Source organism: Aliiglaciecola sp. CAU 1673 (assembly GCF_029223185.1).
Classification (GTDB): Bacteria; Pseudomonadota; Gammaproteobacteria; order Enterobacterales; family Alteromonadaceae; genus Bowmanella.
Window position 1 is genome coordinate 44,706 of record NZ_JARHUG010000009.1, and the last position, 15,016, is coordinate 59,721.

The 15,016-nt window shown below is 53.9% G+C and carries 11 protein-coding genes; 7 read left to right on the forward strand and 4 right to left on the reverse strand.

Annotation, left to right across the window (positions count from 1 at the left end):
* Position 1: 1 nt before the first annotated feature.
* The 4 genes from P2G88_RS10175 (at position 2) to P2G88_RS10190 (ending at position 5,415) form a co-directional block, all read left to right on the forward strand.
* On the forward strand, positions 2 to 2,236 hold the full coding sequence (locus P2G88_RS10175) for a GH92 family glycosyl hydrolase (protein ID WP_275795754.1): 2,235 nt from the start codon (positions 2 to 4) through the stop codon (positions 2,234 to 2,236).
* On the forward strand, positions 2,233 to 4,458 hold the full coding sequence (locus P2G88_RS10180) for a GH92 family glycosyl hydrolase (RefSeq protein WP_275795755.1): 2,226 nt from the start codon (positions 2,233 to 2,235) through the stop codon (positions 4,456 to 4,458). Before P2G88_RS10175 ends, P2G88_RS10180 begins: the two co-directional genes overlap by 4 nt.
* An 8-nt stretch (positions 4,459 to 4,466) precedes the next feature.
* Positions 4,467 to 4,853, forward strand: coding sequence for a VOC family protein (locus P2G88_RS10185; protein ID WP_275795756.1), 387 nt, complete (start codon positions 4,467 to 4,469; stop codon positions 4,851 to 4,853).
* 208 nt (positions 4,854 to 5,061) lie between these two features.
* Complete coding sequence (locus P2G88_RS10190) at positions 5,062 to 5,415, forward strand: DUF1428 domain-containing protein (protein ID WP_275795757.1); 354 nt, start codon at positions 5,062 to 5,064, stop codon at positions 5,413 to 5,415.
* Between the two features lie 213 nt (positions 5,416 to 5,628).
* Here the strand turns inward: P2G88_RS10190 and eutC are convergent, their stop codons facing one another.
* The 4 genes from eutC to lptF form a co-directional block, all read right to left on the reverse strand.
* Positions 5,629 to 6,480: an ethanolamine ammonia-lyase subunit EutC gene (gene eutC / locus P2G88_RS10195; RefSeq protein ID WP_275795758.1), complete on the reverse strand. Its 852-nt coding sequence runs from the start codon at positions 6,478 to 6,480 to the stop codon at positions 5,629 to 5,631.
* Positions 6,375 to 7,775, reverse strand: coding sequence for an ethanolamine ammonia-lyase subunit EutB (locus tag P2G88_RS10200; protein ID WP_275795884.1), 1,401 nt, complete (start codon positions 7,773 to 7,775; stop codon positions 6,375 to 6,377). The genes eutC and P2G88_RS10200 overlap by 106 nt, the downstream gene beginning before the upstream one ends.
* Positions 7,776 to 7,851: 76 nt before the next feature.
* A complete protein-coding gene (gene lptG / locus P2G88_RS10205) occupies positions 7,852 to 8,913 on the reverse strand; it encodes an LPS export ABC transporter permease LptG (protein ID WP_275795759.1) in 1,062 nt (353 codons plus the stop codon).
* Positions 8,910 to 10,016, reverse strand: coding sequence for an LPS export ABC transporter permease LptF (gene lptF, locus P2G88_RS10210; RefSeq protein WP_275795760.1), 1,107 nt, complete (start codon positions 10,014 to 10,016; stop codon positions 8,910 to 8,912). The genes lptG and lptF overlap by 4 nt, the downstream gene beginning before the upstream one ends.
* Before the next feature lie 236 nt (positions 10,017 to 10,252).
* On the opposite strand from lptF, the gene pepA reads away from it, so the two are divergent.
* The 3 genes from pepA to P2G88_RS10225 are packed head-to-tail and all read left to right on the forward strand — an operon-like array spanning position 10,253 to position 14,991.
* Entirely contained in the window at positions 10,253 to 11,761 is a 1,509-nt protein-coding gene (gene pepA / locus P2G88_RS10215; protein WP_275795761.1) for a leucyl aminopeptidase, read from the forward strand.
* Between the two features lie 16 nt (positions 11,762 to 11,777).
* The gene (locus P2G88_RS10220) at positions 11,778 to 12,230 is read left to right on the forward strand and encodes a DNA polymerase III subunit chi (protein ID WP_275795762.1); all 453 of its coding nucleotides are present in this window, start codon (positions 11,778 to 11,780) and stop codon (positions 12,228 to 12,230) included.
* A gap of 1 nt (position 12,231) precedes the next feature.
* A complete protein-coding gene (locus tag P2G88_RS10225) occupies positions 12,232 to 14,991 on the forward strand; it encodes a valine--tRNA ligase (protein WP_275795763.1) in 2,760 nt (919 codons plus the stop codon).
* Positions 14,992 to 15,016: the final 25 nt, after the last annotated feature.

A 15,016-nucleotide genomic window follows, 5' to 3' on the forward strand; every position in this document is an offset into this window, starting at 1 on the left:
GGTGAACAGGGCAATCCGCATAGCGGGCCTGACGGTCCTGCTTTTACTGCACGTCAGCTGCAGCGGTCACAATCAGGCAATACCAGCAAAGGAACAAAGGGCGGTCACGCCCAAAGATCCGCTGGATTACGTTAACCCTTTTATCGGCACCGGCGGTAAGGGCAAGACTTTTCCCGGTGCCACCGCCCCCCATGGCATGGTGCAGTTAAGCCCGGATAACGGTCGCGGCGGTTGGGACTGGATTGCCGGCTATTTTTATCCGGATAATATTATTGCCGGCTTTAGCCATACCCATCTTTCCGGCACCGGTGCCGGGGATCTCTACGATATCTCCTTTATGCCCCTGATCCGCCCTTTTAAGCGCGAACAGACCGAGGGCGGTCCGCCACAGGGCACTATTGTTTCCCATTTTAGCCACGAACAGGAGCAGGCCTCACCGGGCTTTTATCAGGTTTATCTTGAAGACTATGGCATCGAGGTGGCGCTTACCGCCTCCACCCGTAGCGGCCTGCAGCGCTATCGCTATCCTACCGACGCACAAACCGGCGTAGTCCGGCTGGATCTGGGCTATAGCCGCAACTGGGATAAAACGGTCAAGACCTATATGGAGCTTCGCGACAGCCGTACTATCACCGGCTATCGCTACTCCAGCGGCTGGGCGCCCGAGCAGCGGGTATATTTTGCCAGCCGTTTGTCTAAGCCCATCACCAAGTGGCAATTTGAAAGGGACGGCGAGCTGCTGTCCGCGGAGAAGGCCCAAGGCGTCATTCTGGCCCTGGAAATGGATTTTGCGCTTGTGGATAACCAGGAACTGCTGGTGCATACCGCACTTAGCTCGGTGAGTATGGACAACGCCCTGGCCAACCTGAAAGATGAAGGTGATGATATCGCCTTTGAAACCCTGCACCAGGCCACCCGCCAGGCCTGGCGCCAAGAGCTTGGCAAAATCCGAGTAGAAGCCTCAGCGGATAATCTGACCCAGTTTTATACCGCCATGTACCATGCCTCATTGGCGCCGAGGATCTTTTCCGATGTGGACGGCCGCTATAAAGGCCCCGACGGCAGTATTCAGCAAAGCACCGGCGCGCCCCGTTACGAATTTTTCTCCCTCTGGGATACCTTTCGCGCCCTGCATCCCTGGAAAACCCTGATCGATACCAAGCGCACCAGGGAAATGATGGACAGCCTGATGGCCCATTATAAGGTGGCAGGCCGCCTGCCGGTGTGGATCTTCCAGGGCAATGAAACCGATATGATGATGGGCTATCACAGCGTACCGGTATTGGTGGATGCCTATCTTAAGGGGCTGACCGATATTCCCGGCCAGGCAATTCTGCAAGCGGCCCTGCATAGCGCCCAGCAGCAGGACTTTGGTATCGGCAGCTATCAGCGCCTGGGCTATGTGCCCTATGAAGAGCGCAGTTGGAATGTGTCCCTGACCCTGGAATACGCCTTTGACGATTATGCCATTGCTAAACTGGCCGCCGCCTTGGGCGAAACCGAAATAGAACAGCGCTTTTTGACCAGGGCGCAGCATTACCGCCGGCACTTTGATCCAGCCAGCGGCTTTATGCGCGCCAGGGACGCCAGTGGCCAATTCCGTGAGCCCTTTGACCCCGACGCCTATCACCCGGAAGATTATTGTGAAGCCAATGCCTGGCAATACAGCTTTTTTGTGCCCCATGATGTGCCGGGGATGATGGCCATGATGGGCGGCCCAAAGGCCTTTGCCGCCAAGCTGGACGAAATGTTCGCCCGAACACAAAACCTGGCGGAGTTCCCCGAATGGATCTCAGGCGCCATCGGCCAGTATGTGCACGGCAATGAACCGAGCCACCATGTGCCTTATCTGTACCACTATGCCGGGCAGGGACATAAAACCCAGGCCCTGGTCAGACGCATTATGGATGAGCTGTACAGCACCGCCCCCGACGGCCTTGCCGGTAACGAAGACGCCGGGCAGATGTCGGCCTGGTATCTGTTTAGTGCTTTGGGCTTTTATCCGCTCAATCCGGTGTCGGGAGAATATGTACTGGGCAGCCCCGAGGTGGAATCCGCCACCCTCTATCTGGAAAACGGCAAACTCTTTACGATCAAGGCCTTAAACCAGTCGCCCAAGCATGTTTATGTGCAAGCCGTGCACCTTAATGGTAAGCCCCTGGAGGGCTTTATCCTTAAACACCAGGATATCCTGGCCGGTGGTGAGTTGGTCTTTACCCTAAGTGAGCAGCTATGAGAGCCTTGTTATTACCTTTGTTATTAAGCGGTCATGTGCTGGCCAGTGCCAGCCAATATGTGGACCCATTTATCGGTACCAGCAACTTCGGTGCTACCCACCCCGGCGCCCAGGTACCCCACGGTATGGTCTCGGTCTCGCCCTTTAATGTGGCCCACGGTTTTCCAGAGCTTAACGCCACGGAAAAAGATCAGGGCTGGAATTCCCGGGTGTATATCAAGGAAAATAAATACCTGACCGGCTTTAGCCACCTAAACCTCAGCGGGGTCGGCTGCCCCGAAGCCGGGCTATTGCCACTGATGGCCACCAGCGGTGAGCTGGAGTTGGATGCCCGTCGCTACGGCAGCACCTATTCCCATGAAAAGGCCAGCCCCGGCTATTACGCCGCGCTGCTGGAAAAATATGGGATTCTGGCCGAAGTCACCAGCACCCCACGCACCGGCCTTAGCCGTTTTACCTTTCCCGCCGGACAAAGCCATTTGCTCTTAAATCTGGGCCTGGGCCTAAGCAATGAAACCGGCGGCATGCTGCGCATGGTCTCGAATCAGGAAATCGAGGGCTTTCGTACCCTGGGCACCTTTTGCTATCACGCCGAGGACGTGCGTCCCTTGTATTTTGTTGCCCGTTTCAGCCAACCCGCCAAGACCTTTGGGCTATGGAAAAAGATGCCTAAATACCAGAAGGTGGAAGCCGATTGGGTCAAGTATAACGACGCTATCAAGCCCTACCCCGGCTACACCGCCCCCATGGCCGGTGAAGAGATTGGCGCCTGGCTAAGCTTTGACAACGGCGCAAAGGAGCAGGTCCTGGTTAAAATCGGCATTTCTTTTGTCAGTATCGACAATGCCCGCGCCAACCTGGATGCCGAACAGCCCGGCTTTGCCTTTGAGCAAACTCGTGCACGGGCGCAGCAAGCCTGGGACAAGCTGCTCGGCCAGGTCAAAGTAGAAGGCAGCGATGCAGATAAAACCCGCTTTTACACCGCCTTGTACCATAGCCTGATCCATCCTTCCGAGTTGCAGGATGTAAGCGGAGACTATCCGCTGATGAACCAGGCCGGCGTCGGCAACCATAAAACCCAACCACGCTATAGCGTCTATTCCCTGTGGGACACCCATAGAAACCTGCATCCCCTGCTAAGCCTGCTGTATCCCAAGCTGCAATCACAGATGGTCAACAGCGCCGTTGCCATGGCCAAGGAAAGCGGCTGGCTACCCAAATGGGAGCTGTACGGCATGGAAACCCAGGTGATGGTGGGCGACCCCGGCACTATTCTGATTGCCGATACTTATCTTCGCGCCATCCAGGATTTTGATGTTGAGGCCGCCTACCAGGCAATGAAAAAGGCCGCCACCCAGATAGAAGAGAATCCGCTGCGCCCCGAGCTAGCCGACTATCTTAAACTCGGCTATGTGCCGGTGGACGATGAGGGGCCTTATGACGGCAGTGTGGCCACCAGTTTGGAGTATTATTTGGCCGACTATAACCTGGCGCAACTGGCCAAGGCGCTGGGCAAGCATGAGGACTTTTTGCTGTTTTCAACGCGGGCGAACAACTACCAAAAGCTGTTCGATAGTCAAACCGGCATGCTGCGCCCCAAGGGCCGCGACGGCAAATGGCTTGACCCATTCGACCCTATGCTTGGCCGTAACTTTGAACCGGCCCCCGGCTATATCGAAGGCAATGCCTGGAACTATCGCTTTTATGTACCCCATGCCATGCCTGGATTGATTCAGCTTTTGGGTGGCGAACAGCCCTTCTTAGCAGCCCTGGACGCCACCTTTGATAGCGGCAATTTTGATATGACCAATGAGCCGGATATCACCTACCCCTTCCTATACCATTTTGTGGAAGGGCAGCAGTGGCGAAGCGCCAAGCGCGTCAGCGAGCAGATAGACCAGCACTTTGGCACAGGCCCAGGCGGCCTGCCCGGCAATGACGATGCCGGCACAATGTCCGCCTGGCTGGCTTTCGCCATGATGGGCCTCTATCCCCTGACCCCGGGCGATCCCAGCTACGCCCTGCTACCGCCCCGTTTTGATAAGGTGACCATTCAGTTGGACAGCCACTATTATTCGGGCAAGCCACTGGTGATCGAAAACCGTATTAAGGATAAGGACGCTCGGCGTAACGCCATTATCCGCTTTAACGGCAAGCTGCTGGCGCGGCCCTTTATCAGCCATCAGGAACTGGTGCAGGGTGGACGATTGGTGTTTGAGTAGGAAGTACCATGCAAGTAGCAAGAATCGATCATTTAGTGCTGACGGTAAAAGATATCGCGGCGACCGTGGATTTTTATACCAGGGTTATGGGTATGCAAAAGGTGGTGTTTGGCGAGGGGCGGATTGCACTCACCTTCGGTCAGCAGAAAATCAACCTTCATCAGTGGGGCCATGAGTTTGAGCCCAAGGCGAGCAAGGTTATGCCGGGGAGCGCCGATCTCTGTTTTATCATTAAAGATGATATCCACCATGTGATAGCGCAATTACAGCAAGATAAGGTAGCGCTTATTGAAGGGCCGGTGAGTCGTACCGGGGCAATAGGTAAAATACTGTCGGTGTATTTTAGAGACCCGGACGGTAATCTTATCGAGGTCTCGAACTTCGCAGACACCTAATGAGTTAATGCCTCAGACTTCGTAACTACTGGTCTTTTAATTAATAGATCAGCAGAAAACGAGTCCCACACACAGCGGTCCTTGCATTCATCCACTAGATTCTGTGCCCTCCGTGTCCCTGTGGTGAAAAAATCCACAAAGCGGTTTTTCGCCCCTTAAGCTAGTCTCTATGCTGACAACAGCACACTCCGCGTTTAGGGAGAAAATTATGAGCTATGTGGATGGTTATGTAGTACCGGTTCCAACCGCGAAAAAGAACCAGTATCTGGCGCTGGCCAAAGCCTGTGCCCCGGTATTTAATGAGCATGGCGCGTTACGCATTGTAGAAAATTGGGGAGAGGATGTGCCAGAAGGTAAACTGACCTCCTTTCCGCTGGCCGTGGCCTTAAAAGAAGATGAAACAGTGGTGTTTTCCTGGATTGTCTGGCCTTCCAAAGCGGTACGGGACGAAGGGATGAAAAAGGCAATGGAAGATCCCCGTATGAAGCCCTTTGAGGGCAATATGCCCTTCGACGGCAAACGTATGATCTTCGGCGGATTTCAATCTATGTTGGATGAATAATACCCTCGGCCCAAAAACCTCTGTACCCTCCATATTTCTGTGGTGAATGCTTTCTAGCGTTCCTGAAGCGCTAATTTGTGCTGACACCGATTTTTAAACCACGGAGACACAGAGATCTCGAAGTAGAAAAAAGCTGGGGGCTCATCTCAGGTAACTAGCAAAAACTCTGTGCTCTCGGTGTCTCTGTGGTGAATAAAAAGTCCTAAGGCCAAATTACTCCAGCAGCCTCGGACGATGCTCCGACTCGTCCTTAAGCGCTACCCCAGAAGCCTTAATACGCAAGGCTTCCCCGGCCAGCCATAACAACTTCTGGGCCGCCTCAGCATAGCCCATACCTTGCGGGCGGATATTGGACAAACAGTTGCGCTGTGAATCATTGCAACCGACTTTGGGATTAAAAGTGAAATACACGCCCAAGCTGTCGGCTGCACTAAGACCAGGGCGCTCACCGATCAGAATAGCCACCATCTGCGCCTTTAATAGTTGACCGATTTCATCGGCAATCGCCACCCTGGCCTGGCTGGCAATGACCACTCCCGGCATAGCCCAGCCCTTGGGCAGTCCGGCCCTGATAGTCGCGACCAAGGGTGCACCGTGCTGTGCTACTGCCGTGGAAGAGAGTCCATCTCCTATCACCAGTAACAGCGGGCTGGCCTGCCAATTCAGGTCTGTTAGCCGTTCGATACTGGGTTCGTCCAAACGTCTGCCCTTATCAGGCCGAAGCAGATATTCGTGCCTGTCGGCCACCTGGCTATGCACGTGCACCGTATTAAGGCCCTGCTTTTTTAGGGCGTTATCCAATTGTTCAATATTCAGAGGCAGATGCACCGCATCGCGGGCTTTGGCATGAGCCAGCGCCAAAGATTGCACCTGGGCGGAGGACAGGCTGCTACCGACCCGGCCTAAACCAATACGGGCCGAGGTGAAAGCACCTAGTGCAGTCCAGGGATCTGTCTGGACTAACTCACGTTGAGCAGCTTGGGCAATTCCCTGACTAGCGAATGATTGCTGTCCAGAGATTGAGGACGTCCCTGATGATCGCTTATCTGCATCTTTTCTAACCATAGTGCAAACTCCGGTGCGGGTTTAAGGCTAAGCAATTGCCTCAGCATTAAAATGTCGTGGAAGGAGGTGCTTTGGTAACTCAGCATCACATCATCCCCCCCCGGGACGCCCATCAGAAAGGTCAGTCCCGCATTGGCCAGCAGGATCATCAGGTTGTCCATATCATCTTGATCGGCTTCAGCATGGTTGGTGTAACAAACATCGCAGCCCATAGGCAGGCCCAACAGCTTGCCGCAAAAATGATCTTCCAACCCGGCACGCAATATTTGCTTGCCGTCATACAGATATTCGGGGCCAATAAAGCCCACCACGGTATTCACCAACAGCGGCTTAAAGCGCCTGGCCACGGCATAAGCCCTGGCCTCACAGGTTTGTTGGTCAACCCCATGATGGGCGTTGGCAGAAAGCGCCGAGCCCTGACCAGTTTCAAAATACATTACATTCTCGCCCACTGTCCCTCGCTTTAAAGCCAATGCCGCTTCCTGCGCTTCAGCAAGCAGCTTTAAATCAATGCCAAAGCTGCTGTTGGCGGCCTGGGTACCGGCGATGGATTGGAACACCAGATCCACCGGCGCCCCCTGATTCATTAATTCAATTTGATTGGTCACATGAGTGAGAACGCAGGATTGGGTAGGGATTTGATAATGGCTGATCACCTCATCCAGCATGTGATACAGGGCTTTTAGCCTTGGCAAACTATCACTTACCGGATTAACCCCTATTACCGCATCACCACAGCCATATAGGAGGCCGTCAAGCATTGAAGCGGCAATGCCGCGTAGATCGTCGGTGGGGTGATTGGGCTGTAAACGCCCGCTCAGATGACCAGGCAAACCTATAGTACTGCGAAAGGCGCTGGTCACCTTGCATTTGGCCGCCGCCACAATTAAATCCTGATTGCGCATGATCTTACTGACCGCGGCCGCCATCTCCGGTGTGATCCCTGGCGCCACGGCAGCGAGGGTGGCACTGTCGGTGCTGTCCAACAGCAACCAGTTGCGAAAATCGCCCACCGTCAGTTGACTGATTGACGCAAACGCCACCGGATCATGGCTATCAATAATCAGGCGGCTAACTTCATCCTGCTCATAAGGAATAATTAGCTCGTTAACAAAGGTTTTCAGGGGCAATTCGGCAAGACAACACTGCGCAGCCACCCTCTCAGTGGCATTGGCAGCACCTATAGCAGCCAGATAATCCCCTGAACGCATAGGACTGGCCTTGGCCATCAGGGTTTTGAGGTCAGGAAAATGGTGAGATTGGCCGCCGAGGCTGAATCGATAACTCATAGCCACCTGCATTGACGCTTGGATAGCTTAACCATAGCGTTGCAGGCGTAAATTAGCAGCTCAACTGCTAAGAATTTTCCAATCAGCGCCTGAGCATATGTGCTGCCAAAGCAGCAAACACCAAGCTAGGCAGAAGAGCACCCACCACCGCGGGCAGCTGGTAAACCAGGCTAAGAGGTCCAAATACCTCATTGGCAATAAAAAAGGCAAAACCTGTGAGTACGCCCATAATCACCCTGGCCCCCATGGTCACACTGCGAAGTGGACCGAAAATAAAGGACAAAGCGACCAGCAACATCACACCCACTGTCACCGGTTGCAGGATCTTGCGCCACAAGGCCAACTGATATCGACTGGCATCCTGACTGTTATTTTGCAGGTACAGCACATAGTCATTCAAACCACGAATAGACAATGCCTCAGGCTTAACCTGCACCACGCCGAGTTTGTCCGGCGTCAAACCAGACTCCCATTTGGACTGCTCCAGCGTGCTACTGGTTACCTGCTCTGGACTGAAATCGGTAACCGTGACCCGACTTAGGCGCCAGCTTTGGGCGACAAAATCAGCTTGGGCAGCCTGGGTAATGCGGGTTAAATCCAGCTCATCATTAAATTCATAGATGCTGACATCCAGAAGTTGGTCCTTACTAACCACCTCTCCTATGCTGACAAAGTGTTGACCGTCTTTGGCCCAGACTAACCTGTCTTTGGAAAATAAGCTGCCGCCAGAAATCGCCTGAGTCCGAATTTCCTTGGCATGGGTTTCGCTGACAGGCGCCACCCACTCCCCCAAGGCCATCACAAACACCACCATCAGCAGGGCGGACTTCATGGCCGAGGCAATAATATTAAAACGGCTCATGCCGGCGGCCTGCATCACCACCAGTTCGCTGTTGCTGGCCAACATGCCCATACCAATCAATCCCCCAATCAGGGTGGCCATGGGAAAAAACTGCTCGATTTCGCGGGGCATACTCAGCAGTACATAGACGCCCGCTACCAGCATGTCGTAGTTACCACGATCCAGATATTTAAGCTGCTCAACAAACTTCAGCAGGCTGCTCAGTCCCACCAGCACAAATATGGTGATAAAGGTGGTACCGATGAGAGTACGGGCCAAGTACAAGTCGAGCGTTCTGATCATGTCTTGCGCCCCTTCATTTTTGCCCACAAGGCGACGCCAAAAGGCCGGTTTTTAGCCAGCAGCAGGAAGCCGATAGTCAATATCACCCCATGCACCCACCAAAGACCCAGTGCTTGCGGGACCTTGCCGTTTTCCAGCACCTTGCGGCCGGCCATTAACAACATGAAATATCCCAAATAGAGCAACAACGCCGGGAAGATTTTTCCGAAGCGCCCCTGACGAGGATCCACCGCCGATAAAGGGACTGCAATCAGCACCAGAAAGGGTAAGGATAAGGGAATTGCAATACGCCACTGCAACTCTGCCATGGCATCTAAGCTGGCATCTTCAAGTAATTGCAATGTCGGATAGGCCGCCACCTTGCGAGCCCTTTGCTCCGGAGCCCGTTCGGCGATCTGCACCTGATATTCGTCAAATTGCACTCGCCGATAACTGAGCTTGCCCTGCTCACCTTCGTACTGAATACCGCCCTGCAGAATCAGCTTTTCAGAGCCATCGTTCTCCTCCCGCACACTTCCCTGATTGGCATAAATGATACGCACATCGGTTTTGCCCTCTTCGCGCCCAAGCTGCGCGAGAAATACCTTTTCTAACTGATTTTTCTCAGTGCCAATATCATGCACAAAGATCACCGCCTGGCGGTTAGCACTCTCCTGAAAACGGCCAGGGATCAGACTAGTCAGGCCCGACTCTGTGCTGACCTGCTCTTCCAGCTGATATTCAATTTCCAGCGACAATGGCGCCAGGTAAAGAGTGAGAAAACCGGAAACCAAGGCCATCACAAAGGCCAACGTCAGCATCACCCGGGTGATATACCATTCGCTGATGCCACAGGCCCGCATCACCGCCATTTCATGATCCACATAGAAGCGGCCATGGGCCAACATAATGCCAAGAAAAAGGCTTAGGGGGAGGATAAGGGAAGCCAGTACCGGAATATTTAAGGCCAGGAAGCTCAGCACCAGGCCTGCAGGAATATCGCCATCTGAAGCATCGGCCAGCACGCGCACGAATTTCTGGATAATGAAGATAGCCATCAATACCAGAAAAACCGCAATCTGCGATTTCAGGGTTTCTTTTAGCAAATAACGGAAAATCAGCACCGGGCGTCCAATGGAAAAGCGGCTTTTTTAGTGGAATGCTTTAAATTTTTAAGTAAACTTAACATTTTCACAAGTTTAATTTGTGTTTCCTGCCTATTTTCAGGGTTTGACGCTTGGACTGAAAGCAAAAATGTCCAATGACGACAAGCTTAGCTGCAACGCCACTTGATTGGCGGCGGAATGGCAGCTTAACGGCGGAATCTTTAAGAAACAACAGCAGGTCTGATGGGGGAAGGATGGAATTTAGCGTCAAAAGTGGCAGTCCGGAAAAACAACGTAGCGCCTGTATCGTGGTTGGCGTCTTCGAGCCTCGCCGTTTATCAGCGGTAGCAGAGCAACTGGACGAGATTAGCGGTGGCTACATCAGCAACCTGCTTCGCCGTGGCGATCTGGAAGGTAAAGCCGGTCAGATGCTACTGCTTCATCATGTACCAAACGTACTCAGCGAGCGCGTCTTGTTAGTCGGCTGCGGCAAAGAGCGCGAGTTGGATGAGCGTCAGTACAAGCAAATCATCTCCCGCACCATCAGCACCTTAAATGAAACCGGCTCCATGGAAGCGGTGTGTTTCCTGACCGAGCTGCATGTAAAAGGACGCGATACTTACTGGAAAGTGCGTCAGGCGGTGGAAGCCACCCACGAAAGTCTGTACAGCTTCACGCAGTTGAAATCCAAGAAGGAAGAACCTCGTCGCCCTTTGCGTAAGATCGTCTTTAATGTGCCGACCCGCCGCGAACTGCCCGTGGGTGAGCGCGCCATCGGTCACGGTTTAGCCGTCTCCAACGGCGTTAAACTGGCCAAAGACGTAGCCAATATGCCGCCCAATATCTGCAACCCTGCTTATTTGTTAGAGCAGGCCAAAGAGTTGGCTGGCAAGTTTGGTAACCTCAAGATTGAGCATGTGGATGAGGCCCAGATGGATGCGCTTGGCATGCACTCCTATCTGGCGGTTGGGCGTGGTTCTGCCAATGAATCCATTATGACCCTGATGCACTACCAAGGTGCGGCGGCCTCCACACCACCCATAGTGCTGGTGGGCAAGGGCCTGACTTTCGATTCCGGCGGTATCAGCATCAAGCCTTCAGAAGCCATGGATGAAATGAAATACGATATGTGCGGTGCGGCCGGCGTATTGGGAACCATGGCATCACTGGCCGAGCTTAAGTTGCCTATCAATGTCATCGGCGTATTGGCGGGCTGCGAAAATATGCCCGACGCCAGCGCCTACCGCCCCGGCGATATTCTGACCACCATGTCGGGTCAGACTGTGGAAGTACTCAACACCGATGCCGAAGGCCGTTTGGTGCTGTGTGACGCGCTGACCTATGTGGAGCGCTTCAATCCGGAAACCGTAGTGGATGTGGCTACCCTGACCGGCGCCTGCGTGATTGCCTTGGGTAAACACGCTACCGGCGTAATGAGCAGCCACAACCCCCTGGCCCATGAGCTGCTTAATGCCTCTGAGCAGAGCAGTGACAAAGCCTGGCGTTTGCCTTTGTGGGATGAGTATCAGGAGCAGATCGAAAGCCCCTTTGCCGATATGGCCAACATTGGCGGTCGTCCTGCCGGTACCATCACCGCAGCCTGCTTCCTGTCACGCTTTACCAAAAAATACAATTGGGCACATATGGATATCGCCGGTACCGCTTGGGTAAGCGGCGGCAAGAGTAAAGGGGCCACCGGTCGCCCGGTACCCATGCTGACCCAGTTTTTAATGAACCGCGCCGGCGTGGAAATGGAAGACTGATCGGTGACCGCGTAAAATGGCAGAGGTCATTTTTTACCTGCTCGACGAAGAGCAGAACGACGCACAGCCAGCGCCCCTCGCGCTGGCTTGTCGCTTAGCGGCCCAGGCTTATCGCAGTAAACAGGCATGCCTGGTGTTGTGTGAAGATAAGCAACAGGCCGAAGCCGTGGATGAGCTGTTGTGGCAATTACCGGTGGATGCTTTTGTGCCTCACAACCTTACCGGTGAGGGCCCGCCCAAGGGCACCCCGGTAGAGATTGCCTGGCAGGGGTCCTCGCGTAGCAATAAACCGGTGCTAATAAATCTGGCCTCTCAGTTGCCAGAGGGGCATCAGCGCTTTAAGCGCATTTTTGATTTTGTGCCTGCTGATGATCAGCAAAAGCAGCAGGCCCGGGAAAGATACAAGCAATATCGTGGCGCCGGTCATCAGTTAGACACCCGGCCCGCTAACAGCATTGAAGAGAATTGAGATGGATAAGACGTTTAATCCACAGGACATCGAACAAAAACGCTACCAGCAATGGGAGCAAAATGACTATTTCAAGGCCAGCGGCAGCGGCGAGCCCTATTGTATTCTGCTGCCACCGCCTAATGTCACCGGTAGCCTGCATATGGGCCATGCGTTTCAGCATACCATTATGGATGCCCTGACCCGCTATCACCGCATGAAAGGTGACAACACCTTGTGGCAATGCGGCACCGACCATGCCGGTATCGCCACCCAGATGGTGGTCGAACGCCAATTGAATGCCCAGGGTAAAACCCGCCATGATTTAGGCCGTGAAAAGTTTGTCGAAAAGATTTGGGAGTGGAAAGAACACTCCGGTGGCACCATCACCTCGCAAATGCGCCGCATGGGCACCAGCTGTGACTGGAATCGCGAAGCCTTTACCATGGATGAAGACCTTTCCGAGGCGGTGCAGGAAGTCTTTGTACGCCTGCATGAAGAAGGGCTTATCTATCGTGGCAAGCGTCTGGTTAACTGGGATCCGGTGCTGCATACCGCGGTATCCGATCTGGAAGTACTGAGCGAAGAAGAAGCCGGCCATATGTGGCATATGCGCTATCCGCTGGCCGATGGCAGTGGCGAATTAGTGGTCGCCACCACCCGCCCCGAAACCATGCTCGGCGATACGGCCGTGGCCGTGCACCCAGACGATGAGCGCTACCAGAGCTTTATCGGCAAAGAAATCCGTCTGCCAATCTCTGGCCGTCTGATCAAAATCATTGCCGATGACTATGTGGATCCGGAATTTGGTACCGGCTGCGTCAAGATCACCCCAGCCCATGACTTCAACGATTATGAAATCGGTAAACGTCATAATCTGGAGATGATCAACGTCTTCACCGCCGATGCGAAGATCAACGACAACGCACCAGAAGCCTATCGTGGCCTGGATCGTTTTGTGGCCCGCGAAAAAATCGTTCAGGATCTGCAAGCTCAGGGCTTGCTGGTTAAAATTGAAGATCACAAGCTCAAAGTTCCCCGTGGCGATCGCACCGGCGCGGTTATCGAGCCTTATCTGACTAACCAATGGTATGTGGCGGTAGAGTCTCTGGCCAAGCCAGCCATCGAAGCGGTGGAGTCTGGCGAAATCAAATTTGTCCCGGAAAACTGGAGCAAAACCTACTTCCAGTGGATGTACAACATCCAGGATTGGTGTATTTCCCGTCAGCTATGGTGGGGACACCGTATTCCGGCCTGGTATGACGACAACGAAAATGTCTATGTGGGCCGTGATGAAGCCGAAGTGCGTGAAAAGCATGGCCTGGGGGCCGAAGTAAAACTTCGCCAGGACGAAGACGTACTGGATACTTGGTTCTCCTCTGCCTTGTGGCCTTTCGCCACCATGGGCTGGCCCAAAGACACTCCTGAGTTGAACACTTTTGTGCCAAGCTCGGTGCTGGTTACCGGTTTTGACATCATCTTCTTCTGGGTTGCCCGGATGATCATGATGACCATGAAATTCACCGGCAAGATCCCCTTTAAGGAAATTTACATCACCGGTCTTATCCGTGATGAGCAGGGCAATAAGATGTCCAAGTCCAAGGGTAACGTGCTGGACCCTATCGATTTAATTGACGGCATTGACCTCGACGCCCTGGTCAACAAACGCACCGCCGGAATGATGCAGCCACAGCTGGCCGAGAAAATCAGCAAGCGTACCCGTCAGCAATTCCCGGAGGGCATTGCCGCTTACGGTACCGATGCGCTGCGCTTTACCTTTGCCGCCATGGCCTCCACCAGTCGCGATATCAACTTCGATATGGGCCGGGTAGAAGGTTATCGTAACTTCTGCAACAAGCTGTGGAATGCCTCACGCTTTGTGCTGATGAATACCGAAGAGCAGGACACCGGTCTGTCTGGCGAATTAACGCTGAGCCTGGCCGACAAGTGGATCTGGGCGCGCTTCCAGCAAACCCTGGAGACCTTCGAATCTGCCATCGCCACTTACCGTTTCGACCTGGCGGCCCAGGCGGTTTATGAGTTTACCTGGAACCAGTTCTGCGACTGGTATCTGGAACTGTCCAAGCCGGTACTCAACAGCGATGACAGCAGCGAAGCGCAAAAGCGCGGCACTCGTCATACCCTGGTAAACGTATTGGAAAGTCTGCTACGCCTGATGCACCCCTTCATGCCTTTTATCACCGAAGAAATCTGGCAGCGTGTGGCACCTCTGTGCGGTAAGCAGGGCAGCCTGATGATGCAGGCCTTCCCGGTGCAGGATAACAGCCTGTTGGATGAGCAAGTGCTGGCCGATATCGAATGGGTTAAGCAAGTGATTGTAGGCGTGCGAAATATCCGCGGTGAGATGGATATCAGCCCCAGCAAGCCGCTCTCTGTGCTGCTGCGTAACGCCGGTAGCGAAGATAAGCGCCGTTTGGCCGACAGCGAATTGCTGCTGTCCAAGCTGGCCAAGCTGGAAGCCATTACCGTACTGCCAGAAGGCGAGAAAGGCCCGGCCTCGGCCAGTGCCATCGTCGGCGAGATGGAAGTGCTGATCCCCATGGCAGGTCTTATCGACAAAGACGCGGAGCTTGCCCGTATTGCCAAGGCCCTGGATAAGCTCAAGGGCGATATGGCCCGTACCGAAGGCAAGCTTTCCAACGAGAGTTTTGTCAGCAAAGCCCCGGCCGATGTAATCGAGAAGGAAAAGGCCAAGCTCGACGAATTCCGCCTGCAGGTGGAAAAGCTTGAAGAGCAGAAGCAAACCATCGAGAGCCTGTAAAGATACAAAAACCCGCCAGTCGGCG